Source organism: Cognatishimia sp. F0-27, assembly GCF_020667845.1.
In the GTDB taxonomy this organism is placed as follows: Bacteria; Pseudomonadota; Alphaproteobacteria; order Rhodobacterales; family Rhodobacteraceae; genus JAFMPQ01.
Map to the genome: position 1 here is coordinate 58,251 of NZ_JAFMPQ010000017.1, position 26,416 is coordinate 84,666.

Sequence of the window (26,416 nt, forward strand, 5' to 3'; positions counted from 1 at the left end):
CGGTCACGCAGCATCACCGGCCCCCCGTCTTGCGCAGATACACCAGCATGAACACCAGCATCACCAGCATCATTCCCACGGAATAGGCCGCCGCCTGACCCATCTGGTTGAGTGCAAAGGCTTCCTGATAGACCAGCAGGCTCAGCGTCTGGGTCGAGGTCACGGGCCCGCCACCGGTCAGAAGGTAGATCAGGTCAAACTCCTTGAAGTCCCAGATCGCGCGCAGGAGGATGATCACCACAAGCACGGACCGCAGCTGCGGCAGCGTCACGTCCCAGAACCGCGCAATCGGCCCGGCCCCGTCGATCCGCGCGGCCTCGTAGAGGTGATCCGGGATCGTCTGCAGCCGTGCCAGCACCGCGATCACCACAAAGGGGAAATACTTCCACGCGCCCACGAGGATCACCCCGATCATCGCGTTCGGCATCGACCCGAGCCAGTCGAGCGGCATGTCGAGAATGCCCAGCTGCATCAGCCCGTGGTTCATCGCGCCATAGAGATCGTTGAACAGCCAGCGCCACACCAGCACCGCCACAACGGTCGACAGGAAATAGGGAAACAGCACCAGCGACCGCGCCAGCGACCGGAACCAGATGTTCTGGTGCAGCAGCAGCGCCATCCCGACGCCCAGAACGATCTGCAAACTCAGCGTGCCCACGGTCCAGACCAGCGTCACCCGGAGCGAATTCCAGAACTCACGCCCGCTCAGCAGATCCCAGTAATTGGCAAAGCCGACAAAATCGCCCTCGAGCGTCGGCGTATAGATGGAAAAGAGGCTCAGATAGATCGCCGCCAGCAGCGGATAGACGATCACCAGCGAAAACACGACAATCGTCGGCGCAATCAGCAGCGCTCCCAAGCGCGCATATTGGCGTTCCAGAAGGGGGGTATTTGTGGTGGCGACGGTCATGACGGGTTCAGGGCTTCCGACAAGGAATGGGACTCCAGCCTCGAAAGAGACGGTTTCGGGAAAAGGGAAAAAGCGGCGGATCCGTGCCGGGAGTGGAACACAGACCCGCCAATAAAGAAGAGTCCTGTGGCTTAGCCCGCCATGATCTCTTCAATCCGGGCGGTGGTTTCGCCCAGCACCTGATCGGCATTCTCGTCGTTGAGCACGACGCGTTGCACAAGCTCCGCAATCACGCCGGAATTGACGATTTCCCCGGCCTTTGCGTTGGGCTGATGCTCTGCGCTTTCGCGGCCAAGGTTGTACCCGTTGGCAGCCGCCGCGGCCATCTTGTCGACCTCCGCGCTGTATTTCTCGATGATCGGGTTGTCCTGATAGGCCGGATCGGCGGAGATGGTCTGCAACACCGGCAGAACGTGACCCGGCGCGGCATGCAGCTGCTGGATATAGCCTTCCGGATCGAACAGGAATGCCGCGAATTGCTTGGTGGCCTCCATGTTCGGCGCCGCTTTCGGAATGAAGACCGACGGGAAGTCGTTGAAGGTCCAATGCGGAATATCCGCCGACTTGGTCGGGTAGAGCGCACAGGTCACGTTGTCGGCGATGCCGGGGTTCTGCGTGTTGACGTTGATCAGCACGCGCCCGGTATAGATGCCCGTCGCACAGGCCCCGGACACAAACGCCGTCAGGCTGTCGCCCCAGCTGTAGTTGGTGGCTCCCGGCGGGCAATACTGGCGCATCGCCTTGTAGAATTCGAGCGCGTCGCGGGTTTCCTGCGTGTCGATGGCAACCTGGAGGTCCGGGCTGAACACCTGACCGCCGGCCTGGTGGATCACCCCGATGAAAATCAGCGATGTCATGGAGTTCCGGCCATAGGGCAGGGGCGCGCCCCAGATCCCGCCACCCTGCATCGCTTCCATCGCCGCCAGCATCTCGTCCCATGTGCGCGGCGCGCTCTCGATGCCCGCCGCTTCCATGAGATCGGTGCGCAGCCACATCATGTTGGCCGCGGAGTTGCCGATGGAGGTGCCCGCATACTGTCCGGGATCGACTTCGTAGCCGTCATTGGCGCCGGGATAGAACTTCTCCGGCCCGATCATCTCGATCACGTCGTTGAACGGCTCCAGAAGGCCATTGCGCCAGTAGTTGGAGACCGCGAAGCTCGGCAGGTGCGTGACCACGTTGGGCACATCGCCGGATGCAAAGGCCGCGGCGAGCTGCGGCGCATAGCCTTCGTCAGACGTCTTTTCGAACACCACTTTCACATTCTGATGCTGGGCTTCGAAATTGGCGATCTGCGTCTGGTAGGCGGCAAGCTGCTCGGGCGAACTCTGCGGGGACCACCAGCGAATCGTGATCTGTTCCTGCGCGACCAGTCGGCGTGGCATGGCCGCCATGGCGCCTGCTGCGGCCATGCCCGTAAGAACGGACCGGCGCGGCAACGCGGGGGACGTGAAAGAGGATTTCTTCATGGGGTCTCTCCTGTCGACTGTGTTCGCATATCGAACTTATGTTCGTAATACTGTTGACAGGTCGCCTGCAAAGCAAGCATTTTCTGAGGAGCAACGCGAAAACTTCGGATCTTTCAGTAATCGCCGATTGGTGCTAACCCGTCTCGCGATCAAGAAAGCGGTATATGCACATGGTAAAGTCTGTCTCCAAACCCGCCACGGCCATCTCCAGCGAGGCCCGGCTCGGGACCGTGAATCCGGAGCAGCAACCAGATGACCAGGACAAGCTTTCATCGCGGGATTTCGTGTCGTCCCTGTCGCGCGGATTGGCCATCCTTCAAAGCTTCAGCCGCACCGGACGCAAGATGACGCTCTCCGAGGTCGCGATCGAAACGGATATGAGCCGCGCCACCGCGCGCCGCTTTCTCCTGACGCTGGTCAAGGAAGGCTATGTCGTCACCGATGGCAAGCTGTTCGACCTCACCCCCAAGGTTCTGGAACTCGGCTTTTCCGTGCTCTCCAAGATCGGCATCTGGGACCGCGCCCGCCCCTTCATGGAGCGCCTCTCCGAACAGACGGGCGAATCCTGCACGGCGGCGATTCTCGACGGGCTCGAAGTGGTCTATGTCGCGGGCGTGCAGGCTCATAACATCATTTCCGTGGGCATCTCGATCGGCTCCCGGCAATCGGCGTTCTACACCGCCAATGGCCGCGTCCTGCTGGCCGCGCAGCCCGAAGAATACTGGGACGCGACACTCGCCAATGCCCGGCTTGTGCCTCAAACGGAATACTCGATCACCCACAAGGCAGAGCTGCGCAAAGTGCTCGAAGACGTGGCACGTCAGGGCTGGGCGCTGGTCGACCAGGAGCTCGAAATGGGCCTGCTGTCCCTCGCCATCCCGTTGCATTACCGCTCGGGCGTGCTGGCCGGGGCGATCAACATCGCGGTGCCCTCGATCCGCGCCACCCCGGAACTCATGGTCGAAACATATCTGCCCATGTTGCGCGACACCGCCGAACAGATACAGCTCTCGCTCGCCCGCTGAGCCCGGTCGACCGCAGCACGACGCGCCCGTGGGCCCCGGCCCCGGTGTTCGGAACGCGTGTTTCTTTGGGCCACAAATATCCCGGGGAAGCGCGGCTTGCCGCGCTGGGGCAGAGCCCCTCTCATCAAAAATGCCGGTCCCATGCGCATGGGATGTGCATGACATGTGCATGGATTGTGCATCGCGGGCCCGGCGCCGCAAAACCGCCTTCAGAGCACGTCGAGCTCCTCGGCGCGATGACAGGCCGTGCGCGATCCCGCCACGTCGCGCAGCTCGGGGCGTTCCTGCCGGCAGCGGTCAATCGCAAACGGGCAGCGCGGGTGAAACGCGCAGCCCTTGGGCGGGTTGATCGGGTCCGGGATTTCCCCCACCGGAAGCGCCGCTTCACGGCCGAACCCGTCCAGTTTCGGCGCCGCAGCCAGCAGCATCTGGGTATAGGGATGGCGTGGTGTGGCAAACAGGGTCTGTGGGTCTGCCTCTTCCACAAGCCGCCCGAGATAGAGCACGCCAATGCGGTCCGCCATATGGCGCACAACGGTCAAGTCATGGGAAATAAACAGGAATGTGAGCCCAAGATCCGCTTTCAGATCGGACATCAGGTTGAGCACCTGCGCCTGAACGCTCACATCGAGCGCGGAGGTCGGCTCGTCGCAGACGATGAAATCCGGATTCGAGGACAGCGCCCGCGCGATGCACAAACGCTGCCTTTGCCCACCGGAAAACTCATGCGGAAATTTCTCCGCGTCCTCCGCCGAAAGCCCGACCTTCTCAAGCAGCGCTTCGGCCAGACCTTCCGTGTCTCCGCCGCGCGCCGCCACCGGTTCGGTGATGATGTTCCGCACTTTCCAACGCGGGTTGAGGCTTGCAAAGGGATCCTGAAAAACCATTTGAATCCGGGATCTTACCGCATCGAGCGCCTCCGCTGACGCTTCCCGTGACAGGTCCACGCCGCCCACGGTGACTCGGCCTTCGCTCGGCGGCAACAGGCCGACCATCATCTTGCCGATGGTGGATTTGCCCGAGCCCGATTCGCCCACCAGCGCATAGGTGGAATGCGTCGGGATCTCGAAAGACACATCCGACACGGCAGTCAGGATGCGCTTGGGCAGCCGTTCCACCACCCGGTTCAGCCAAGGTTTGGAGACGTCGAAGCGGCGTGTCAGGCCCGCAACAGAAACCATGATCGTTTCGGCCTCGGTATCGGCGCCCGGTTTGCTTGCGGTTTTCGTGGCCATCACGATGCCTCCTCTGTCGCCCTGTCCCGTGCAATCGGAAACCAGCAGGCCGCGCGGCCCTGATCCGCGGCCAGCGTGGGCGCCGGATCCTGTCTGCAGCGCGCCTCGGCGCGGTTGCACCGCGGATGAAACGCGCACCCCGTGGGCAGCGCGCCCAGACGGGGCATGCTTCCGGGGATCTGGTGCAACCGGGTCTGGCCCATCGACGCCATCGGCGCAGAGCCCATCAGCCCCTCGGTATAGGGGTGGCGTGGCAGGGTCAGCACATCGCGCACACCGCCAAGCTCGGCGGCCCGCCCGGCATACATCACCGCGACCCGGTCCGCGGTCTCGGCAATCACGCCCATATCGTGGGTCACCAGCATCACGGCGGTGCCCCGTTCCCGACAAAGCCTTCTGAGCAAAGCGATAATCTGCGCCTGAACACTCACGTCGAGCGCCGTGGTCGGTTCGTCCGCGATCACCAGATCGGGCTCCGCACAGAGCGCCAGCGCAATCACAACCCTTTGCCGCATGCCGCCGGAAAATGCGTGCGGATAGCTGTCAATGCGGTCCCGCGCGCCGGGAATGCCCACTTCTTCCAACGCCTTGATGGCCCGCTCCTGCGCGTCGTTCTGCGAGAGGTCAAGATGCTCGCGGATGGTCTCCGTCAGCTGTTCACCCACCGTCAGAAGCGGGTTCAGAGAGGTCAGCGGATCCTGAAACACCATGCCGATCTGGCGGCCCCGCACCTTGCGCATCTCCGCGTAGGGCAAATTGTCGATCCGACGTCCGTTCAACAGAACCTCACCGGAGGTGATCCTTGCCGGGCGGTCCAGAAGCCCGATCACGGCGTTACCGGTCATCGACTTTCCGGCGCCGGATTCGCCCACGACGCCAAGGATCTCGCCCCGCGCGATGTCAAAGCTCACGCGATCGACCGGGCGCAGCACCGCGTGCCGGGTCGGGATCTCGACGACAAGATCGCGGACGGAAAGGACGGGGGTCTCAGACATGGGGGCAGGGTCCTGTCAGAATTCCAGAAGGGCCGGAGCATACCGAAACGCCCAAAAACCGGGCAGGTCGAAATGCTGCGCTGCGGCATTTGCGCTCCGAAGCGTGTTTCGCGCTGGGCCGGTGTCGCATCCACGGTGTTGGATGAGGCAGAGCTCGCTGTGGGAGGGAGCGAGTCCACAGGATAACAGGAGACCTCTCATGTGCCTCACAGCCGCTGCTTTTGCCGCGTTTCTCAACATCATCGCGTTTGACCGGATCGAACAGCAGGACGGACGCGTGATCGTGCACGCGACCACCCGCGAGGCGCATTGGGTCGCGCGCGGCGATGAATGGTGCACCATGGCGCCCCAGATCGACCGGATGATCCGTTTCGCGTCCAACTGAGCTCATTTCAGCCTCGGGTTCAGCGCATCGCGCAGCCAGTCGCCCAGCATGTTGACGCTGAGCGCCAGCGCGAGAAGCGTCACCGCCGGGAAGAACAGGATCCACCACTCGCCCGAGAACAGGAACCCTTGCCCGATGCGAATCAGCGTCCCGAGCGATGGTTGCGTCGGCGGTGCGCCGACCCCGAGAAAGGACAGTGTGGCCTCCGCGATGATCGCCAGCGCCAGCGAAATCGTCGCGATGACAAGCACCGGCGACAGCACGTTGGGCAGGATGTGGCGCAGCATGATCGCCGCTTTCGTGCGCCCGATCAGGCGCGCCGCCTGCACGTATTCCTTGTTCTTTTCCACCAGCGTCGCGCCGCGCACCACCCGCGCGAACTGCACCCAGTCTGACAGGCCAATGGCGAGGATCAGCACCCAGATCGCCATCTGATCGCGGTATTCCACCGGGGTGATCCCCTTCGCGATGCCAAAGATCAGCATCGCCACAAGGATCGCCGGGAAGGTCAGCTGCACATCCGCTGCGCGCATGATGATCGTCTCGGTCCAGCCACCGAGATAGCCCGCGAGTAGGCCCAGCGTGACCCCGAGCACCATCGCAAACATCACCGCCGCAAAGCCCACAAAGAGCGAGATCCGCATCCCGTAGAGAATGGTCGAGAACACGTCCCGCCCCTGGTCGTCCGTCCCGAGCCAGAAACTCTCCCCGGTGAATGCGTTCGGTGTGCCGGGTGCCGTGAAGCCGTTCATCAGGTTCAGCGAGCCGGGATCGAACGGGTTATGCGGGGCAACCACCGGCGCGAACACCGCGCCCAGAACCAGCACCGCCATGACGATGAACGACACCACCGCCACCGGCGAGCGGCGGAACTTGTAGGCAAAATCCGACTGCCATGCGCGGTTGAAGCGGCTCATCCGCGCGCGGGTCGAGGCGGGTGCGGGCATATCGGCCATGTCAGTGTCCTCCCGCGCCACCATCCACGCGCAGGCGCGGATCAATGGCGAAATACAACAGATCGACAATCAGGTTGATGCCGACAAACATCACCGAGATCAGCATCAGATACGCGGCCATCACCGGGATATCGACAAACTGGATCGCGTTTATGAACAGCAAGCCCACACCGGGCCATTGGAACACCGTCTCTGTGATGATCGCGAAGGCGATGATCGAGCCAAGCTGCAACCCCGTGACCGTGATCACCGGCACCAGCGTGTTCTTGAGCGCATGGCGGAAGTTGACCGATTTTTCGCGCAGCCCGCGCGCCCGCGCAAAGCGGATGTAGTCCTGCCGCAGCACCTCCAGCATCTCCGCCCGCACCAGCCGCATGATCAGCGTCATCTGGTATAGCCCCAGCGTGATCGCGGGCAATATCAGCGCCTTGAGCCCGCTTTCCGTCAGAAACCCGGTGGTCCAGCCGCCAAGATCAACCGTATCGCCGCGCCCGAAACTCGGGAGCATGTCCAGCTCGACCGAGAATATCCAGATCAGCAAGATCCCTATGAGAAAGGTCGGCAAGGAGACCCCGATCAGCGACACCGACATGATCGTGCTCGACACCCACCCGTCCTTGCGGATCGCCGTGAACACGCCCAGCCCGATCCCGAAGACCAGCGCCAGCATCCCCGACACCGCCGCAAGCTCCAGCGTCGCGGGCAACCGCTCCGCGATGATATCGGCCACATCGCGGCCCTGACGATACGATATCCCGAACTCTCCCTGCGCCGCGCGGCTTAGGAACGTCCAGTATTGCACCGGGAACGGATCGTTCAGCCCAAGCTGGTCGCGCAACCGGTCCACATCTTCCTGCGTGCGCTCCTGGCCAAGCATGTTCTCGACCGGATCGCCGACAAAGCGGAACATCGAAAAGGCGACAAGCCCGACGATCAGAAGCACCAGCGCGGATTGGAACACACGCCTCAGGATATAGGCAATCATGGGCAGCAGACCCCTCTGACGACACAACGGCCATCGAAAAACGGCAATGGATGGGGTTCAGGGGTAATCCGGCACCGGCGGAGGATCAACCTCCACCGGGCCGAAACATGGCGCGCGCATCGCGGTCGCCCGCAACGCGCGCATCTTCGTTCAGTCGATGGTGAAGTATTTCACCTTCACCTGGTCGTCGCTGTCCATCGCGGCACCGACGCTGTCCTTCATCGCCCAGTTGAGCACCTGGTGGTGGATCGGCAGGTAAACCGTATCCGCCTTCGCGATCTCCCACATTTCCGCGATCATCGCGTTGCGCTTTTCAAGATCGACTTCCGAGGCAATCGCCTGGGTCATCTCGTCGATCTTCTCGTTGGAATAGCGGGTGCCATTCCACGCGCCGTAAAGGTCGCCCTTGGTGTGGTAGAGGAAGTTGAAGATGTACTCGCTGTCATAGGACGGGATGCCCCAGCCCAGCATGTACATGTCGGTGCTCAGACCGTTGACCAGCGGGAAATGCTGCGCTTTCGGCAGCGCCTCGAGGTTCACGTCGATGCCGATCTGCGCCATCATGCCGACAGCCGCCTGACAGATCGCCTCGTCGTTGACATAGCGGTCATTGGGGCAGTTCAGCGTAATCGAGAAGCCGTCACCATAGCCCGCCTCTTCCATCAGCGCCTTGGCCTTCTCGATGTCATACTCGGGATACTGATCGAGCGCTTCGGTCCAGCCATTCACGAATGGCGGCATGATGACACCGGCCGGCTGGGACTGGCCGCGCATGACAACCTGCTGGATCGCTTCGCGGTTCACGGCAATGTTCATCGCCTCGCGCACGCGGATATCCTGCAGCGGGTTCTTGCCGTCCACATTGCCGCCCACAAGCTCGTCGGCGACGTTGAGGCCAAAGAAGATCACGCGGTTCTGCGGCGCGGTCAGGACTTTCATGCCATCGGTGGACTTGATGCGCTCAAGATCCTGCACCGGCACGTCCTGGATGAAATCGACCTCACCCGACAGCAGCGCGGCCATGCGCGTTGCCTGGTTCTGGATCGGGGTGAACTCGATATCGGTATAGACCATCGGGAACTCGTCCTTGCCCCAATAGTCTTCGTTGATCGTCATCACCGTCTTGACGTCGTTCTCGCGGCTCACGAGCTTGTAAGGCCCGGTGCCGTTCACGTTGAGCGAGGCATAGGTCTCTTCGCCACCCTCGACATCCTGCACGCCAACCACGTCATTGGCTTCCGCCCAGCCCTTGTCGATGACAAAGATGTTCGGCAGCGTCGCGGGCAGGATCGGGTTCGCGCCCTTGGTGGTGATGTTCACCTCGTAATCATTCACCGCCTCGACGGACGCGATGGAGGAGATGATGCCCTTCATGTCGCTCTGCTCGGAGAGCGCGCGCTCGAACGAGAACACGACGTCCTCTGCGGTGAAATCCGCGCCATCGTGGAACTTGACGCCCTCACGCAGCTTGAAGTTCCACACGTCCGGGTTTTCCGGGCTGACGGACCATTCGGTGGCAAGGCCGGGCACAAGCTCGCCGCTGGGATCGCGAATAAGCAGCGGCTCCATCATCTGGTGCATCACTGCGACGGTGACACCCTCGTTCTGGGCATGCGGGTCAAGCGTCAGCGCGTCGCCGGAGCGCGCCCATTTCAGCGTTTCGGCATAAGCGCCCGTGCCAAGCACAAGCGCCAGCGCCGTGGCGGTCATCGTGGTATATTTCATCCGTTTATCTCCCTGATGGTTTTTTGTCCGGATTGAAAGCCCGCCCCGCCAGTCATGGCGGGAAACGGACATTTGTGCGGTGATCAAAGCATATTGTTCTTTGTCCGCAAGTGCATTCTCACCCGCGCTTGGGGTCTCTTCGCGTCACACCGGCTGGATATGAAGATCACGCGGCAGTTCTGACAAGATTTCAGGCCCGTCCGCGCGCAGGATCACGATTTCTTCCAAACGGATCCCGAAGCGACCGGGGATGTAGATCCCCGGCTCGATGGAAAACACCATGCCTTCCTCCAGCACGGTCTGCGACGAAGAGGTGAGGAACGGCGGCTCATGGATCTCCAGCCCGAGCCCGTGCCCGGTGCGGTGCACGAAATACTCGCCGTAACCCGCTTGCTCGATCACGCCGCGCGCGGCGTCGTCGATCTCATGGGCTTTCACACCCGGCTTCGCGGCGGCATGGGCGGCGACAAGCGCGCGCTCGACAATGGCATGCACCTCCTCATACCCCTCCGGCGCGCGGCCAACGGCGGCCATGCGCGTCATGTCCGACGGCCAGCCGGCCAGCGCGGCCCCAATGTCGAACACGATGCTGTCGCCCTCCTCGATCACCCGGTCGCCGGTCTGGTGATGCGGGTAGGCGCCATTCGGCCCGCTGGCGCAGAGCGTAAAGGCCACCGCCGCGCCGCCTTCGGCAAAGCGGTCCTTGATCTTTTCGGCCACTTCGCGCTCCGTCAGACCGGGCTTGAGCGCCGAGAACGCCACTTTCATCGCTTCGTCGTTCAACAGGGCCGAGGCCTTGAGCGCGGCAAACTCCTCCGCGTCCTTGATCATCCGCAACGCGCCCACGATCTCTCCCGAATAGCGCCGCTCCGCTTCCGGCAAGGCATCGAGCAGCGCCATCGAGAAATCCGTGCGCGCGGTCTCATCGACACAAACTACCGCCGCGCCGCCCATCTCGTGCACGGTCTGCATGACACAGGCCTCCGGCCCGTCCTCATCGCGCCACGTGGCGCAGGGCAGACCCGCGTTGACCTTGGCCTGCTCGGCATTCACCGACGGCACGATGAACCGCGCGTCGGTCTTGGTGATCACGCAAAGCGTCAGACGCTCGTCGAGATGCGGGTGCCAGTCGAGCACCCAATGCATATGCGCGCCGGGGCCGAGGGCCAGCATATCGACCCCCGTATCTGCCATCTTGGCGCGGATCGCCGCGAGTTTGTGTTCCAGTCGGGACATATCGTCTCCTTTGTCGAGGGCATTCAGGGATTTGGCGGTGCCGCGTCACGGCACGCGCGGCTCCGCACCGGGCTCCAGTGGCGTCTCATAGGGTGTCTTGGCGATCCGCGCTTCGAAATCCGCCCGCGCTTCGGCAAGGTGGCGCGGGTTCCGCATCAGGTCGATCGCCGCGCCAGCAAGCGCCTTGGCCACTTGGGTCATCGTCTTGTGCGCGGCGGGCGTCTTGCCCTGCGCCACCACCTGCCAGGTGTGCAGCGGCGTGCCAATCGCCATGGTCCCGCCGCCAAGCTGTGCAAACGGCACCTTCCACGAAATATCGCCAAGATCCGTCGAGCCGAGCATCGGCACGCCGCGTGTCTCGTAAGGCACGATGAAATCGCAGATCGGGCTTTCGGGCCGCTCGACCCCCGTCGCGGCACAGGCCGCCTCGATATCCGCGTCGCTGAGCGTCGCCTGCATCTTTCTGGCGTGTTCGATATCCGCGTCGTCGAATTGGGCGGGGCCGGCCTGCTCGAAATGGCTCAGCAGAAGCTTGTAGAGCGGCGGGTTGTCGAGCATCTCCGACATGGCCGAGATCGGTCTGACCGTCACGGATGTCCCCGTCATCAGCGCCGCCCCCTCGGCCACGTTCTTCACGCGCTCCACGATATCCTGCATCACCGGCCGGGTCAGCGCCCGCACGGAGTAGCGAACGGTTGCGTTTTCCTGCACCACGTTGGGCGCCACGCCGCCGGTGTCGAGCACCGCATAATGCATCCGCGCGTCCTGCGGCACGTGCTCGCGCATGTAATTCACACCGACGCTCATCAGCTCCACCGCATCCAGCGCGGAGCGCCCGAGATGCGGCGAGACAGCGGCATGTGACGCCCGCCCCTTGAAGTGAAAGTCCAGCATCGACACCGCCAGCGTCAGCGGCGGGATGATCCCGTTGAAGCTGAACGGATGCCACGACAGCGCGGCGTCCACATCGTCGAACACGCCGTCGCGCACCATGAACGTCTTGGCCGCGCCACCCTCTTCCGCGGGGCAGCCGTAATAGCGGATCGTGCCGGGCAGCCCTTCGGCTTCAAGGTAATCCTTCACCGCCGTCGCCGCTTGCAACGCGCCCGCACCCAAAAGGTTGTGCCCGCAGCCATGCCCGCTGCCACCCTCTTCGAGCGGCGCGTGGCGATCCACACCGGCCGCCTGGCTCAACCCGGGCAGCGCGTCATACTCCCCGAGGATCGCGATCACCGGCCCGCCGGATCCCGCCTCGCCCATCACTGCCGTCTCGATGCCCGCAACCTGCGTCGTCACGCGCCAGCCCTCCGCCTCCAGCGCCTCGCGATGCGCTTCGGCAGAGCGGTGCTCCTTGTAGAGAAGCTCCGGCGTTGACCAGACCCTGTCAGCGAGCGCGGCAAAGCGGTCTTTCTTGGCTTCGACAAGGTCCCAGTGGGGCGGGTCGTTTCGCATTCTGATCTCCGGATTGTTGCTGCCTGCGCAGCGATATGGCGGAAGGGGGCGGTCTGCCCGCATCTTCACCGCGCCGCGCTGTCGCGCAAGACCATTGACCGGATGACGTTTATGCGCAACCAATTAATCGAACAATTGTCCGTCAAGCGAACACGCAGGCATCGCAGTGCCGGCATCCGCCCGCAACCCGAACGCCCGCAACCCGAAAGGCCCCTCCGCATGGATCACCCGCCCCATACCTGGCCCGAAGCGCGCTGGCGCGGGATCGTGAACCGCGTGCGCGCCGGGAAAGCGCTGACCCCCGCGCATTGGCCCGGCGGCGCCCCCGCGGCGCTTGCCCTGTCCTTCGACTGTGACCACGAAACCTTCGAGATGGGCGGCGGCGGCACGGCCATCGGACGGCTGGGCTGGGGTGAATATGGCCGCCGCGCCGGGGTGCCGCGGATCCTCGACCGGCTCAAGCGCCACGATGCGCGGGCGAGCTTCTTCATCCCGGCGGTCTCCGCGCTCATCGATCCTGACGAGCCGCGCCGCATTGCCGATGCAGGGCACGAGATCGGCGTGCATGGCTGGATCCACGAGCCCAACCACACCCTGACCGAAGACGAGGAACGCGACCTCCTGCACCGCGCCCGCGACACGCTTGAAACCCTCTCCGGACAGCGCCCCGTCGGGCATCGCGCCGCCCATTGGGATCTCAGCCCCAACACCATCCGTCTCGTCGCCGAGGCCGGCTTTGCCTATGACAGCTCCATGATGGCCGATGACAGCTGCTATGAGCTGCTGGCCGATGGTGCGCCCACCGGTCTTGTGGAAATCCCCGTCGACTGGGTGCGCGATGACGCGGTCTACCTGCTCTTCAACCGCACGCCACCCACCCGGCCGACATTGTCGCCAGACGACGTGGCCGAGGTCTTTCTGCGCGAACTGGACGGAGCCATTGCCGAAGGCGGGCTGTGCCAGCTTGTCATGCATCCCTTTGTGATAGGGTATCGGTCCCGCATCGGCATCCTCGATCGTCTGCTGACCCATGCCCGTGACAACGGCGTCTTCATCGGCACTCATGCAGAGATCGCAGCCCATTGCCGCGCACAGGCGTAGCGCGCGCTCAGCCCTCCATGGTCTCCGTGCTTTCGGCAAACAGGTCCAGCGTCCCGGTCCAGAGCACGCGCGCCACCGCGCCGGTCTCGTTCGCCCAGCCATGCGGACGGCTCGCATCGTAATGCGCCGAATCGCCGGTCTCCAGCGTCAGTTCCTCGCCATCGAGCATCAGAACCAGCGTGCCGGACACGACAAAGATCGTTTCCTCGCCCGCATGGGTGACCACCTCTGACCGGTAATCCGGAGCGATACTCATCAGGAAGGAATTGAGCGTCGCTCCGGGAAAGACCGCACCAAGCCGTTCGTAATGGATCTGTGCCGCGCCAAGCACAAACGTGCCGCGCTCCGCCGCGCGCGAGACGCAATCCGTGGGCAAGGGGCGCGCTACAAAGTAGTCGATGCCGACATGCAGCGCCCGCGCGATCCGCGCCAGCGTCGTCATGGTCGGCGTCGCCTTGTCCCGTTCGATCAGGCTCAGATACCCGGTTGAAATACCCGCCGCATCAGAGACCTCCTGCAAGGTCAGTGCCAGCCTCCGGCGCCGTGCGCGCGCCAGCGCTCCGATCAGTAAAGCGGATTCGCCTGGTTGTGCATCCATCGGTTCATGTCTCCGCCACGACGGTGGCGCCGCTGCGATCGCCGCCGCCAAGGCTGGCGCCATACAGCTCCTGGGCATAGGCGGTCGCAAAGGTCCCGGCACGAAGCCGTTCGACAGGCGCCTCCTCCACCAATTGACCGTAGCGCAACACGCCGAGCCTGTCACACAGGAAGCCCACCACCGGCAGCGAATGCGTCACCAGAAGATAGGTCAGGTCACGTTCAGCGCGCAGCCGCACCAGCAGGTTGAGGATCTCTGCCTGCACCGACACGTCCAGCGCCGAGGTCGGCTCATCCAGCAAGAGCAGTTTCGGCTCAAGCATCAGGGCGCGCGCAATCGCCACCCGCTGCCGCTGTCCACCCGAAAGCTGATGCGGGAAACGAAAGCGAAAGCGCGGGTCAAGCCCGACATCCTCCATCATCGCGATCACGCGGGCATCGCGCGCGCCGATCCCGTGGATCTTCAACGGCTCTGTCAGCGTGTCGTTCACGGTGCGGCGTGGGTGCAGCGAGGCATAGGGGTCCTGAAACACCATCTGGCAATGGCGCGCAAACTGCCGGTCAATGCGGTTGACCCGGTCTCGCCCATCCACCCGGATGACCCCACGCCAATCCCGCGCCATGCCGACAATCGCGCGCAGGATCGTCGACTTGCCCGAGCCGCTTTCGCCCACAAGCGCATAGCTTTCGCCCGTCTCGATGGCAAAGGACACGTCGCGCACGACATCGTCGCGCCCGTAGCGCACGAAAAGGCCCTCGATCTCCAGCGCGCAGCTCATGTTTCATACTCCGCCGCGCGGTCAAGCACCGGCAGGATCGCGCGCCGCTCGTCCATCTGCGGCACCGCGGCAAGCAGGCCCTTGGTATAGGGGTGCCTCGCCTCGTGCAGCCGCCCGGCCGCCAGCTCCTCGACCACGCGCCCGCGATGCATCACAAGCACGCGGTCACAGTAGCGGGCCACAAGCTCAAGATCGTGGCTGATCAGGATCAGCCCCATGCCGTTCTTCGCAATCATCGCTTCGATCAGGTCCAGCACCTGGGCCTGCACGGACACATCCAGCGCCGAGGTCGGCTCATCCGCGATCAGGATATCGGGCTGCGGGATCAGCATCATGGCGATCATCACGCGTTGCCCCATCCCGCCGGAGACTTCGTGCGGATAGAGTTTGACGACGCGCCGGGGGTCGTCGATGCGCACCTGTTCCAGCATCGTGATGACCCGCGCCTCGATCTCCCGGCGGGGGAGTTTTTCGTGCACCCGGAGCGCCTCGGCGATCTGTGTGCCGATGGTCATCACCGGGTTGAGCGAGAATTTGGGGTCTTGCATCACCATTGAAATCCGCGCGCCGCGCACCGCACGCATCTGCTTTTCGCTGAGCTGGTCGAGGTCCATCCCGTCAAAGCGCAGCAGATCGGTCTCCACCTTTGCGGGCGGCTTGAGAAGGCGCAGGATCGACCGCCCGGTCATCGACTTGCCGGATCCGCTTTCACCCACGATGCCAAGACGCTCGCGCCCGAGATCGAACGAGACGCCCTTGACCACCTGAACCGGGCCCCGCGGGCCGGGGAAGGTGACCCGCAGGTTGCGCATCTGCAGCAGCGGCGCGCTCATCGCCCGTCCCTCTGGCGCGGGTCGAGCACGTCGCGCAGCCCGTCCCCGAGGAAACAAAAGCCCAGCGACACGATGATGATGGCAAAGCCGGGCATCGTCGCCACCCACCACTGGTCAAGGATGAAACTGCGTCCGCGCGAGATCATCGCGCCCCATTCCGGCAGCGGTGGCTGCGCGCCAAGCCCGAGGAACCCAAGCCCCGCCGCCGTCAGGATGATCCCCGCCATGTCCAGCGTGACCCGGATGATCGTCGAGGACATGCACAGCGGCAGCACGTGGATCCCGATGATCCGCAGGTTCGACGCGCCCTGAAGCTCCACCGCGGCGATGAATTCCGACTTGCGGAAGGTGAGCGTTTCGGCCCGCGCGATCCGCGCATAGGCGGGCCAGGCCGTGATCGCGATGGCGATGATCGCGTTCTGAAGCCCCGCACCGAGCGCGGCCACAAAGGCGAGCGCCATGATCAGCTTGGGCAACGACAGGAACACATCCGTGATCGCCATCAGGATGCGGTCGACCCAGCCGCCGAAATACCCCGCCACCGCGCCGATCAACAAGCCGATCGGCGCCGAGATGAGCGCCACCATCACCACGATCAACAGCGTGATCCGCGCGCCATGGATGATCCGGCTGAGGATGTCGCGGCCAAGCTCGTCCGTGCCGAGCCAATGCTCCGCCGATGGCGGCATCAGCCGCATCTCGAGGTTCTGCCCAACGGGCGAATAGGGCGCGAGCCACGGCGCAAACAGCGCCACGACGATCAACAGCCCGACGATGAACGCGCCCAGCATCGCCAGCGGGTTGCGTGCAAAACTCCGGGCGATCGCATAGGCTTGCCCCGCCTGCGCCTGAACGCGCGAGGCCGGCGCGTCGTCGGTGAGCCACAGCGCCAGAGCGCCCATACGCCCGGCCTTGCGCGTGTCGCCCTCCGTCGCGGCGTCCGCCTCGGTGTTGCGCAGATCAACCATCAGCGGCTCCTCGGGTCGAGCACGCGATACAGCATGTCAGAGGTCCGGTTGATCACGATAAACACCGTCCCGATCAGAATCGTCGCGCCCAGCACCGCGTTCATATCCGCCGACAGCAGCGCGGTCGTGAGGTAATTCCCGATCCCCGGCCAGCTGAACACGATCTCGATCATCACCGACCCTTCGAGTAGCACCGCGTAGCTCAGCCCGATCACCGTGATAAGCTGCACCCGGATCGGATAGAACGCATGTTTCCAGATCACCGCGCGTTCGCTCACGCCCTTCACCCGCGCCGTGATCACATATTCCTGGCTGAGCTGGTCGAGCATGAAGCTTCGCGTCATCCGGGCGATATAGGCAAGGCTGAAGAACCCGAGGATCGCCGATGGCAGGATCAGGTGCGACAGCGCGTTGAGGAAAATGTCGACATCGCCATCAAGCAGCGCATCCACCGTCAGCATCCCCGTCACCACGGGCGTGATCCCGTCATAGAAAATGTCGATCCGCCCGGGGCCCGCGACCCATCCAAGCCCTGCGTAAAACACTGCAAGCCCGACAAGGCCCATCCAGAACGCCGGCACCGAATAGCCCAGAAGCCCCAGAACCCGGATCACCTGATCGATCCACGTTCCGGCATTGGCCGCGGCAATCACCCCCATCGGGACGCCGAGAACCACGCCGATGATGATCCCGAAAGTTGCCATTTCGAAGGTCGCGGGGAAGAACCGTGCAAGATCTTCAACCACTGGCCGACCGGTTGACAGCGACATGCCGAAATTTCCCGTCAGCACATCGCGCACATAGAGATAGAATTGTGTGATCAGCGGTTTGTCGAGCCCAAGCTGGCGAAAGGTGGCGTCATAGACTTCCTGGCTCGCGCGGTCGCCGACGATGGCGACCACCGGATCGATGGGCACGATTCGCCCGATGAAGAAAGTGATCGCCAGCAGGCCCAGAAAGGTCATCGCCGTGACGAGCACAAAGCGCAAAACCGTGCCCGTCCGGTCGGAAAACCGGGCGGCTAGGCTGCGATCTGGGACGGGGCTGAGGGCAGACATATAAGAAAAGCGGCTCCGGCAAGGCAAAACGCGGATACTGTGCGCATTACGAACAAAAGTTCTTTATTTGTAAAGTGGACTCTGATTAAATTAAAAATGTTTTACTCGTCACACGCAAGAGTTGTGACGACAAACGCCGGAAGGCGGGCCGAACCCGATCTCCGGACTCACGTCAAAAATGTTCAACAAGGAGGACAGAAGGGATGAAGATGTTCACTCGCCCGCTCGCCGCTGCGCTTATTGCGTTGCCGCTGACCGGGGCCATGGCCGTGGCCGACACGCCCGACAACGTGCTTGTCGTGGCCCAGAATATCGACGACATCGTCGCGCTCGATCCGGCCCAGGCCTATGAATTCACCTCGTCCGAGATTGCCACAAACGTCTATGATCGGCTTGTGCAATATGACGCCGAGGACACCACCAAGCTGGTGGGGGGGCTCGCGGAAAGCTGGGAGATGGACGCCGAGAACAAGACCATCACCTTCACCATGCGCGACGGTGTGACCTTCCACTCCGGCAATCCTGTCCGTCCCGAAGACGTGGTGTTTTCCTTCAAGCGCGTGGTTGCGCTGGGCAAGAACCCCGCCTTCATCCTGACCCAGCTTGGCTGGACGCCGGAAAATTTCGACGAGATGGTCATGGCTGGCGACGGCACCGTGACCGTGAAGTATGACGGCGATTTCTCCCCCGCCTTCGTGATGAACGTGCTCGCCGCGCGCCCGGCCTCCGTTGTCGATGAATTGACCGTCATGGCCAATGAGGTCGATGGCGATATGGGCAACGCCTGGCTCAACACCAATTCTGCCGGGTCCGGGGCCTTCTCGCTGCAGGCCTACCGTCCCGCAGAGATCCTGCGTCTCGCCGCCAATGAAAACTACTGGCAGGGCGCGCCGAAGCTCGATTCGGTGATCCTGCGCCACGTGGCCGAGGCCGCGACCCAGCAGCTTCTGCTGCAGCAAGGCGACGTCGATATCGCGCGCAACATGACGCCGGAGCAGGTGGCAGGCCTGCCCGAAGAAGGCTTCAAGGTCGGCACCTTCCCGCAGGCGACCGTGCATTTCATCGCCTACAACCTCAAGACGCCCGAACTCGACAACCAGGCACTCTGGGACGCGTCGCGCTACCTGATCGACTATGACGGGCTCTCCTCCACCCTGCTCAAGGGGCAGATGGAAAAGCATCAGGCGTTCTGGCCCAAAGGCTTCCCCGGCGCGCTTGAGGAAACTCCCTTCGATTACGATCCCGCCAAAGCCAAGCAGATCCTCGAAGACGCGGGCGTCGAACTGCCGATCACGGTCGAGCTGGACGTGTTCAACTTCGCGCCCTTCACCGATATGGCGCAGTCCATTCAGGCGAGCTTTGCCGAAGCAGGGATCAACTTCGAAATCACCCCCGGCACCACCGCAGGCATCATCACCAAGTATCGTGCGCGCGAGCACGAGGCCGTGATGCTCTACTGGGGCCCGGATTTCAACGATCCGCACTCCAACGCAAAGGCATTCGCCTATAACGCTGACAATTCCGACGAGGCCTATATCTCGACAACCACATGGCGCAACGCATGGGCCGTGCCGGAAGAGATGAACGAGAAGACCATCGCCGCCCTGACCGAAAGCGACCCGGCAAAGCGCGAGCAGATGTATGTCGAGCTGCAACGCGAAGTGCAGCAAACGGCTCCTTTCTTCATCATGTTCCAAGGCACCCTGCAGGTGGGTATGGCCGAAAACGTCGAAGGCTACGTTCACGGCGCAAGCTCGGATCTGGTGTTTTATCGTCTGGTCGAAAAGTCCTGATGCATCGGGGACAACCCTAGAATCAGAGCGCTAAAAAAGGATAAACGGCCGTCGGGAACCCGGCGGCCGTTTTCTGATTCCGACAGGGTGGCGCGCTCGGGCACGCGCCCCATCAGGCGTAAATCTGCGGATACATGTGCCGCATCGCGGCCTCGTCCATCTCCTGCTGGAACGGGTGCTTCGACGGCAATTCCAGCGCCCGCTGGGCCGCGGGCCGGGCGTTCAGTTCGTCCATGAGCCGCGCGATATTCGGGAATGTTTCCAGCGGTGTATCCGGTATCATGAACGGAATGCGCGGCGCCCATCCCCACACTGCCATATCGAGGATCGAGTAGTCCGCCCCGGCCATATACGGCCCCTTGGCCAGCCGGTCGTCGATGATCTGCCAGTGCCGGCGCGCCTCGAACGCGTAGCGCTTTTTCGGATAGGCCAGATCCTCGGGGGAGAAGTTGTGAAAATGCACAGCCTGACCAGAATAAGGCCCGACCCCTGACGCGATGAAGAACAGCCATGACAGCAGCGGCCCGCGCTCGGCGGGCAGGAACTGCCCGGTCTTTTCCGCGAGGTAGAGCAGGATCGCGTTGCTGTCGAAAAGCGCCACGTCCCCGTCCATCAGGGCAGGCACCTTTGCATTCGGATTGATCGCCAGAAATTCCGGCGTGTGTTGCTGGCCCTTCTTGGTGTCGACGGGCACGGGAACATAGTCGATCCCGCTTTCTTCTAGGAAAAGCGCAACCTTCATCGGATTGGGTGCTGCGTTGAAATAGAAACGGATCATGTCACAGTCCTTTATGATGTCAGGGAAGGCCGGCTTCGACGGGAAGACAGGTGCCGGTGATGCCGGAGGCCATGTCGGAAGCGAGGAAACAGGCCGCACGCGCGACATCCTCCTCGGTGGCGATGCGTCCAAGCGCCGTCTCGGCGTTCAGCGCCGCGATGGCTTTTTCTGGATCGGTCCCGCCCGCGTCGGCGCGCGCCTCGATCCGACCGCGCAAGGCGTCGGTCAGGATCGGCCCCGGCGCCAGCGCATTGACCCGCACACCGTCGCGCCCAAGATCCAGCGCCGCCGCCCGCATCAACCCGAGCACGGCATGTTTCGTGGTTGTATAAAGGGTCTGATCGGGATGCGCGCGATAGCCGTTGATCGACGCCATCAGCACGGCCGACCCGCAATCCGAACGCGCCAGATACGGCGCAGCGCAGGACAGGCTCTGCGCCACCGCCCGCACGTTGAGGGCAAACACCGCGTCCCATTCGCCAAATTCGAGGTCGGCCACCCGTCGCCACGGCGGCACGGCGCCTGCATTGGCCACCAGAATATCGAGCCGCCCGAGATCGGCCAGCGTGGTGTTCAGCCCGTCGCCGGCCTCGGCGCCCGTGAGGTCAAGCGCCACACCCCGCCATCCCTCGGGCAGCGGGGCCGTGTCGAGCGCCGTGGCGAGATCGACGACGCAGATCTCTGCCCCGGCCGCGGCCAGTTGATCGGCGATGGCACGACCCAGACCGCGCGCACCGCCCGTCACAAGGGCCTGTCTGCCGCTCAGGTCGATCATTCGATCACGATCAGGTCCTGAAAGCCCGAGGTCAGAGCCTCTCCGCCGCCGGGCCGGGCCACGATGCAATCCTCGACCCGCGCCGACACCTTCCGGTCCTGGAAGATCGACGGCTCAATGGTGAAGATCATGCCTTCCTGCACGAGCGTCTCGTCGCCCTTGGTCAGAAACGGCGGCTCGTGCACGTCCCAGCCGATCGCGTGGCCCAGCCGGTGCCGGAACGCCGCGCCATAGCCCGCATCGACCAGCACATCGCGCGCGGCCTTGTCCACCGCTTCGCAGGTCACCTCACCCGCCTTCAGCGCAACAATCCCCGCGCGCTGACTGTCCATGATCAGCTTGTGCACCAACACCTGCTCCTCGCTGGGCGCGCCGATACAGACCGTGCGCCCGAAATCGTAACACATCCCGTCATGCACCGCGCCAAAATCGAACAGCACCGATGTCGGCGGCGTCAAAACCCGTGGCCAGCTCGCCAGCTTGTTTCCGAATTCCAGCGGATGATGCGGCGAGGTGTTGTAAAGCGACGTGGTAAAGGACGGCCCAAGCGAGCCGTGCTTCTTCATCTGGTAATCGACCTCGGCAGAGACATCGAGCTCGGTCATCCCCACTTTCATCTGTGCGATCACGGCGGCAAAGGCCTTCTCCGTGATTTCGCCCGCCTCGCGCATCTTGGCGATCTCGTCGTCATCCTTGATCACCCGCAGGGGCCGCAACAAATCCGTGCCGGAGGCAAAGCGCACGCCGTCGACCAGCTCCTGCAACTCGATGAGGGATTCCGCCTCCGCGTCGTCACTGACCGCGATCACGGCCCCCACGCCGATGCCAAGATCCTTGAGGATCCCCGACACCATCTCGCGCGGATCGTCCCAATCGCCCAGAACCCGCACATCCATGCCATCGGTGCCGCCCGGCGCGCCGAACTCGGCGGTCATGCGCGGCAGTGTCAGGATCGGGTCGCGCCCCGGTGCCAGCCACATGCCTTCGAGCCACATGCCCGGATGCAGGTTGCGACCGTAATTTGGAATGTCGCGGTGGATACCCGTCAGGTAATCGAGATCCGTGCCCATGGGAAAAAAGATCAAATCGGCCTTGCCGTCGATCATGCCCTGAAATCTGCTCATCCGGTCTGCGTAGCTGGCCACTGGGGCTCTCCTTCTTTCGGGTCTGAATTAAAAAGCGGGGTCGTCGATCAGGTGACAGGCCGCCTGCCGCCCCGCTGCGATCTCGCGCAGCTTCGGGGCCTCCACCCGGCATCGCTCCGTCGCCATCGGGCAGCGCGGGTGGAAATGACATCCCGAGGGCGGGTCGATGGGCGAGGGGATATCGCCCTTGATCGGCGCATAGACCTGCCGCCGCCGATCGAGCCGGGGCACCCCGTCGATCAGCGCGCTTGTGTAGGGATGGGCGGGCGCGTCAAAGATCTGCTCCGCCGGACCGCTTTCGACGATCCGGCCCAGATACATCACCACGATCCGGTCGGAGATATGCTCGACCACGCCAAGGTCGTGGCTGATGAACACGTAGGTCAGGCCAAACTCGTCGCGCAAGTCCATGAACAGGTTGATGATCTGCGCCTGAATGGAGACGTCCAGCGCGGACACTGCCTCGTCGCAGATCAGGAGCTCGGGCTTGACCGCAAGCGCGCGGGCAATGCCGATCCTTTGCCGTTGGCCGCCGGAAAACTCGTGGCTGAACCGGGTCTGGTAACTCGGGTCGATGCCGCATTTCTGCATCAGGTCGGCAATCCAGTCGCCAAGATCGGCACGCGGCACGATCTGGTGCACGCGCGGGGCTTCCCCGATCAGGTCGCGCACCCGCTTGCGCGGGTTGAGCGAGGAAAACGGATCCTGAAAGATCATCTGCACCGGAAAACTCTCGCCCGCCTCATGCGTGGCGGTCTCGACACGGCCCGCGCTGGGCGTCAGGAGACCCGCAAGCATCCGGCCAAGGGTGGACTTGCCGCACCCGCTTTCGCCGACCACGCCAAGCACCTTGCCGCGGCGCAGCTCGAAAGACACATCCTCCACCGCGCGCACCAGCGGCGAGGGCGTGGCCAGCCCGATCCGCGCAAGGCTCCGCGTGAGCAGGTCGTCGCGGCCGCCAAAGCGTTTGCTGAGCCCGTCGGCGCGCAGGATCACCGGGGTGTTGCCGTCATCCTTCATCCGGGTGCCTCGCTCAGGGGGTGGACGCAGCGCACCGCACGCGCGTGTGAAAGCGCCCGCATCTCCGGCATCACCGCGCAGGCGGGCGTCGCGTGGGTGCAGCGTGGCGCAAAGGCGCATCCTTCCGGCAGATCGGTGAGCGCGGGCATCCGCCCGGGGATCTGCCGCAGGCGGCGGCCCCTGCTGTTCCGGTTGGGCACGCTGTCGATCAGCCCGCGCGTATAGGGGTGGGCGGGCCTGTCGAGCACCGCGTCCACTGGCCCCATCTCGACGACCCGTCCCGCATACATGACCGCGATCCGGTCGGCGATCCCGGCCACAACCGCGAGGTCATGGGTGATCCAGATCAGCGCCGTGCCCCGCTCGCGGCAGAGCCGCTGCACAAGCGCGAGGATCTGGCCCTGGATTGTCACATCGAGTGCCGTGGTCGGTTCGTCCGCGATGATGAGATCGGGTTGGTGCAGCAGCGCGATGGCAATCGCCACCCGTTGCCGCATCCCGCCGGAGAGCTGGTGTGGATAGGCGGTAAGCCGTGTCGCCGGGGCTGGGATGCCCACCTCGTCCAGCGCCGCAATCGCGCGGTCCCGCGCCTCGGCCCGGCTCAGGGTCTCATGCGCGCGCAGCGCATCGCGCATCTGGGTCTCGATCCGCAAAACGGGGTTGAGCGTCATCATCGGGTCCTGAAAGATCATCGCGATCCGTCTGCCGCGCAAGCGCCGCATGTCTTCGGCAGAGCGGCCCAGAACCGGCTCGCCATGCAGCCGGATGGTGCCGCGCATGACCCGACCCGGCGGGCTGATCAATCCGTTGATCGAAAAGCCGGTGAGGGATTTCCCGGACCCGCTTTCGCCCACAAGACCGAGGATCTCGCCCTTGTTCACATGCAGCGACACCCCTTGCAGCGCCTTTATCTCTCCGCTGGCGGTCACAAAAGAGGTATCGAGATTCGCAACCTCCAGAACGGCTTGCATGGTCTTTGCGCTGCTCATGCCATCCCGTCCTTCGGTGTTCCGGCGCATCGGCCGATGGGCGCGCTTTGCGCTTGCCCTGTCGCGGTGCCGCGCCGGGCCACGGCCGATGTTGAGCCTGCCCCGCCCGGGGTCGCTGCCATCGGTCTCACGCGCCGCGACCCGGCGCGCTCCGTCGTCAACCGCCTTGCGGGCCAGAGGGGCGATGTGCGGCGCGTGGGGGCCAGCCGCCTTGCGTCCGCTCTCCCGGACGTCGCGGACCGGGGCAGGGCTCGTGGTCCGCCGCCCCGCGCAATCCACGTGCACCCATCGGGACAGGCGCGGTTTCGATGCAAGGTCATCTCGCGTCCTCCCTCACAGCCGCGGGTTCAGAACATCGCGGAGCCGGTCCCCGAGGAGATTGGCGCTCACGATGATCGCGAGAAGCGCAAGACCCGGCAGGACCGAAATCCAGTAGCGCCCGGATTGCAGGTAATCGAACCCGTTTGCGATCAGCAGCCCGAGCGAGGGCCGTGTCGGCGGCAGGCCCAGACCCAGGAAGGACAGCGTCGCCTCGAGCGAAATCGCCATCGCCATCTGCATCGTCGCCACGACAAGCATCGTCGGCAGGCAATTGGGCAGGATATGCCCCAGCAGGATCCGCATCCCGCCAAGCCGCAAGCCGCGCGCCGCCTCCACGTAATCCCGCGCGCCCTCCACAAGCGCGACGCCCCGCACCGTCCGCGCGAAATACGCCCATTGCACGACAACCAACGCAAAGATGATCTTGTCGACCCCGCGCCCGAGGATCACCAGCAGGATCAGTGCGACGAGGATTGTCGGAAAGCTGAGCTGGAGATCCACGATCCGCATCAGAACCGTGTCGACCCAGCCGCGCCGATAGGCGGCGATCAACCCCACCAGCGTCCCGAACGCCAGCGCCAGAAGGCCGGAGAGCAGACCCACCACAAGCGAAATGCGAATGCCGTAGAGCATGGCCGACAGCATGTCGCGCCCCTGCCCATCGGTCCCGAGCCAGTAGGTCATGCCGGAGAAGCTCTGGCTCCCTGGCGGCAACAGGCTGTCGAGGATATCCACCTGCGTCAGGTCATACGGGTTCTGCGGCGCGATCCATGGCGCACCGAACCCCAGCACGCAGAACCCGGCAAACACCACCAGTGCCGCCACCGCAGAGGGCACCTGAAGAAAGCGCCGCCAGAGGTCGCGCCCCGAACCCACTGCCACAACCGCGCTCATGACGGCCGCCCGTCAAGCCGCACCCGCGGGTCGAGCACTGAATACAGGATGTCCACAGCGAGGTTCAGGATCACGAACATGAACACGACAAACACCAGATACGCCACGATCAGCGGCCGATCCAGAACCCCGATCGCGTCGATCAGCATCTTGCCCACGCCGGGCCAGGAAAAGATCGACTCCACCACCACCGCAAAGGCGATGACCCCGCCAAACTCCATCCCCAATACGGTCACGATGGGGATCAGGATGTTCTTCATCACATGCACCGACAGGATGCGCCGCTCCCGAATGCCATTGGCCCGGGCGAACTTGATGTAATCGGCAAACAGCACCTCGCGCATCCCCGCCCGCGTCAGGCGGATCACCATCGCCATCATGATCAGCGACAGGGTAAAGGCGGGCATCAGCAGGTGGTGCAGCCCATCCAGCGTGAAGAAACTGCTCTCTATCCCGAGCACGACCGCCGTGTCGCCGCGCCCGATGGCCGGCATCCAGCCAAGCTGCACCGAAAACACGAGGATCATGATCAGCCCGATCCAGAATACGGGCAGCGAAAAGCCGATCATGGAAAACCCCATGATCCCCTTGGAATACCACGCCTCGGGTCGCAGCCCCGCGACCATGCCGAGGGGCAGGCCGACCACCAGCGCGATCACGAGCGCGGCAAAGGCAAGCTCAAGCGTCGCGGGAAGGCGTTCGAAAATCAGGTGCAGCGCGGGCACGCCATGGGTGAAGGAATTGCCCAGATCGCCCTGCAGCATGTTGCCCACAAAGGTCAGGTATTGCTCCCAGATCGGCCGGTCGAGCCCGAGATCGACGATGATCTTGTTCAGACAGGCCTGATCGCATTCCGAGGAGGCAAAGATATAGACCGGGTTGCCGACCACGTTGACACCAAAGAAGACGAGCATCGTCATGACGATGAGCACAAGCAACGCCTGCAACACGCGTTTGAGGATGAACTCGGTCATGGAAGCCTCGGTGGCGGG

General features: G+C 63.7%; 25 protein-coding genes. 4 read left to right on the forward strand and 21 right to left on the reverse strand.

Annotation, left to right across the window (positions count from 1 at the left end; all coding sequences use genetic code 11):
- Window positions 1-13 precede the first annotated feature (13 nt).
- Window positions 14-910: a carbohydrate ABC transporter permease gene (locus J1C49_RS10965; RefSeq protein ID WP_227445866.1), complete on the reverse strand. Its 897-nt coding sequence runs from the start codon at window positions 908-910 to the stop codon at window positions 14-16.
- Window positions 911-1,041: 131 nt separating this feature from the next.
- A complete protein-coding gene (locus tag J1C49_RS10970) occupies window positions 1,042-2,379 on the reverse strand; it encodes an ABC transporter substrate-binding protein (RefSeq protein WP_227445867.1) in 1,338 nt (445 codons plus the stop codon).
- Between the two features lie 164 nt (window positions 2,380-2,543).
- On the opposite strand from J1C49_RS10970, the gene J1C49_RS10975 reads away from it, so the two are divergent.
- Window positions 2,544-3,404, forward strand: coding sequence for an IclR family transcriptional regulator C-terminal domain-containing protein (locus J1C49_RS10975; protein ID WP_227445868.1), 861 nt, complete (start codon window positions 2,544-2,546; stop codon window positions 3,402-3,404).
- A 209-nt stretch (window positions 3,405-3,613) separates the two neighbouring features.
- On the opposite strand, the gene J1C49_RS10980 is transcribed toward J1C49_RS10975, so the two are convergent.
- Entirely contained in the window at window positions 3,614-4,639 is a 1,026-nt protein-coding gene (locus tag J1C49_RS10980) for an ABC transporter ATP-binding protein (protein ID WP_227445869.1), read from the reverse strand.
- Window positions 4,639-5,634 (reverse strand): ABC transporter ATP-binding protein, encoded by a 996-nt coding sequence (locus tag J1C49_RS10985; protein ID WP_227445870.1) that lies wholly within the window; start codon window positions 5,632-5,634, stop codon window positions 4,639-4,641. Before J1C49_RS10985 ends, J1C49_RS10980 begins: the two co-directional genes overlap by 1 nt.
- A gap of 199 nt (window positions 5,635-5,833) precedes the next feature.
- On the opposite strand from J1C49_RS10985, the gene J1C49_RS10990 reads away from it, so the two are divergent.
- Window positions 5,834-6,019: a hypothetical protein gene (locus J1C49_RS10990; protein WP_227445871.1), complete on the forward strand. Its 186-nt coding sequence runs from the start codon at window positions 5,834-5,836 to the stop codon at window positions 6,017-6,019.
- Window positions 6,020-6,021: 2 nt separating this feature from the next.
- On the opposite strand, the gene J1C49_RS10995 is transcribed toward J1C49_RS10990, so the two are convergent.
- The 5 genes from J1C49_RS10995 to J1C49_RS11015 form a co-directional block, all read right to left on the reverse strand.
- The gene (locus J1C49_RS10995) at window positions 6,022-6,975 is read right to left on the reverse strand and encodes an ABC transporter permease (protein WP_227445872.1); all 954 of its coding nucleotides are present in this window, start codon (window positions 6,973-6,975) and stop codon (window positions 6,022-6,024) included.
- A 1-nt stretch (window position 6,976) separates the two neighbouring features.
- Entirely contained in the window at window positions 6,977-7,960 is a 984-nt protein-coding gene (locus J1C49_RS11000; protein WP_227445873.1) for an ABC transporter permease, read from the reverse strand.
- A 150-nt stretch (window positions 7,961-8,110) separates the two neighbouring features.
- Window positions 8,111-9,685: an ABC transporter substrate-binding protein gene (locus J1C49_RS11005; protein ID WP_227445874.1), complete on the reverse strand. Its 1,575-nt coding sequence runs from the start codon at window positions 9,683-9,685 to the stop codon at window positions 8,111-8,113.
- A 144-nt stretch (window positions 9,686-9,829) separates the two neighbouring features.
- Entirely contained in the window at window positions 9,830-10,921 is a 1,092-nt protein-coding gene (locus J1C49_RS11010; RefSeq protein ID WP_227445875.1) for a Xaa-Pro peptidase family protein, read from the reverse strand.
- 45 nt (window positions 10,922-10,966) lie between these two features.
- Window positions 10,967-12,373 carry a M20 family metallopeptidase gene (locus J1C49_RS11015; protein WP_227445876.1) on the reverse strand — a complete coding sequence of 469 codons (1,407 nt, stop codon included), beginning with the start codon at window positions 12,371-12,373 and terminating at the stop codon, window positions 10,967-10,969.
- A gap of 219 nt (window positions 12,374-12,592) precedes the next feature.
- Here J1C49_RS11015 and J1C49_RS11020 point away from each other — a divergent pair, with 219 nt between their 5' ends.
- Window positions 12,593-13,474, forward strand: coding sequence for a polysaccharide deacetylase (locus tag J1C49_RS11020; RefSeq protein WP_227445877.1), 882 nt, complete (start codon window positions 12,593-12,595; stop codon window positions 13,472-13,474).
- Window positions 13,475-13,481: 7 nt separating this feature from the next.
- On the opposite strand, the gene J1C49_RS11025 is transcribed toward J1C49_RS11020, so the two are convergent.
- The 5 genes from J1C49_RS11025 to J1C49_RS11045 all read right to left on the reverse strand — a co-directional run bounded on the left by J1C49_RS11025 (window position 13,482) and on the right by J1C49_RS11045 (window position 17,709).
- Window positions 13,482-14,072 (reverse strand): helix-turn-helix domain-containing protein, encoded by a 591-nt coding sequence (locus J1C49_RS11025; RefSeq protein WP_227445878.1) that lies wholly within the window; start codon window positions 14,070-14,072, stop codon window positions 13,482-13,484.
- Window positions 14,073-14,076: 4 nt separating this feature from the next.
- Complete coding sequence (locus J1C49_RS11030; RefSeq protein ID WP_227445879.1) at window positions 14,077-14,850, reverse strand: ABC transporter ATP-binding protein; 774 nt, start codon at window positions 14,848-14,850, stop codon at window positions 14,077-14,079.
- On the reverse strand, window positions 14,847-15,683 hold the full coding sequence (locus tag J1C49_RS11035) for an ABC transporter ATP-binding protein (protein WP_227445880.1): 837 nt from the start codon (window positions 15,681-15,683) through the stop codon (window positions 14,847-14,849). The genes J1C49_RS11030 and J1C49_RS11035 overlap by 4 nt, the downstream gene beginning before the upstream one ends.
- Window positions 15,680-16,585, reverse strand: a complete 906-nt coding sequence (locus J1C49_RS11040) for an ABC transporter permease (RefSeq protein WP_227445908.1) — start codon at window positions 16,583-16,585, stop codon at window positions 15,680-15,682. Before J1C49_RS11040 ends, J1C49_RS11035 begins: the two co-directional genes overlap by 4 nt.
- 65 nt (window positions 16,586-16,650) lie before the next feature.
- Window positions 16,651-17,709, reverse strand: coding sequence for an ABC transporter permease (locus J1C49_RS11045; protein WP_227445881.1), 1,059 nt, complete (start codon window positions 17,707-17,709; stop codon window positions 16,651-16,653).
- A gap of 203 nt (window positions 17,710-17,912) precedes the next feature.
- On the opposite strand from J1C49_RS11045, the gene J1C49_RS11050 reads away from it, so the two are divergent.
- The gene (locus J1C49_RS11050) at window positions 17,913-19,502 is read left to right on the forward strand and encodes an ABC transporter substrate-binding protein (protein ID WP_370639403.1); all 1,590 of its coding nucleotides are present in this window, start codon (window positions 17,913-17,915) and stop codon (window positions 19,500-19,502) included.
- Between the two features lie 112 nt (window positions 19,503-19,614).
- Here the strand turns inward: J1C49_RS11050 and J1C49_RS11055 are convergent, their stop codons facing one another.
- The 7 genes from J1C49_RS11055 to J1C49_RS11085 form a co-directional block, all read right to left on the reverse strand.
- Window positions 19,615-20,280, reverse strand: a complete 666-nt coding sequence (locus J1C49_RS11055; protein WP_227445882.1) for a glutathione S-transferase family protein — start codon at window positions 20,278-20,280, stop codon at window positions 19,615-19,617.
- Window positions 20,281-20,299: 19 nt separating this feature from the next.
- A complete protein-coding gene (locus J1C49_RS11060; RefSeq protein WP_227445883.1) occupies window positions 20,300-21,055 on the reverse strand; it encodes an SDR family NAD(P)-dependent oxidoreductase in 756 nt (251 codons plus the stop codon).
- Entirely contained in the window at window positions 21,052-22,200 is a 1,149-nt protein-coding gene (locus tag J1C49_RS21955) for a Xaa-Pro peptidase family protein (protein ID WP_227445884.1), read from the reverse strand. Before J1C49_RS21955 ends, J1C49_RS11060 begins: the two co-directional genes overlap by 4 nt.
- A gap of 27 nt (window positions 22,201-22,227) precedes the next feature.
- Entirely contained in the window at window positions 22,228-23,220 is a 993-nt protein-coding gene (locus J1C49_RS11070) for an ABC transporter ATP-binding protein (RefSeq protein WP_227445885.1), read from the reverse strand.
- Entirely contained in the window at window positions 23,217-24,209 is a 993-nt protein-coding gene (locus tag J1C49_RS11075) for an ABC transporter ATP-binding protein (RefSeq protein WP_227445886.1), read from the reverse strand. The genes J1C49_RS11070 and J1C49_RS11075 overlap by 4 nt, the downstream gene beginning before the upstream one ends.
- Before the next feature lie 333 nt (window positions 24,210-24,542).
- Window positions 24,543-25,424, reverse strand: coding sequence for an ABC transporter permease (locus J1C49_RS11080; RefSeq protein WP_227445887.1), 882 nt, complete (start codon window positions 25,422-25,424; stop codon window positions 24,543-24,545).
- The gene (locus J1C49_RS11085; RefSeq protein WP_227445888.1) at window positions 25,421-26,398 is read right to left on the reverse strand and encodes an ABC transporter permease; all 978 of its coding nucleotides are present in this window, start codon (window positions 26,396-26,398) and stop codon (window positions 25,421-25,423) included. The genes J1C49_RS11080 and J1C49_RS11085 overlap by 4 nt, the downstream gene beginning before the upstream one ends.
- Window positions 26,399-26,416: the final 18 nt, after the last annotated feature.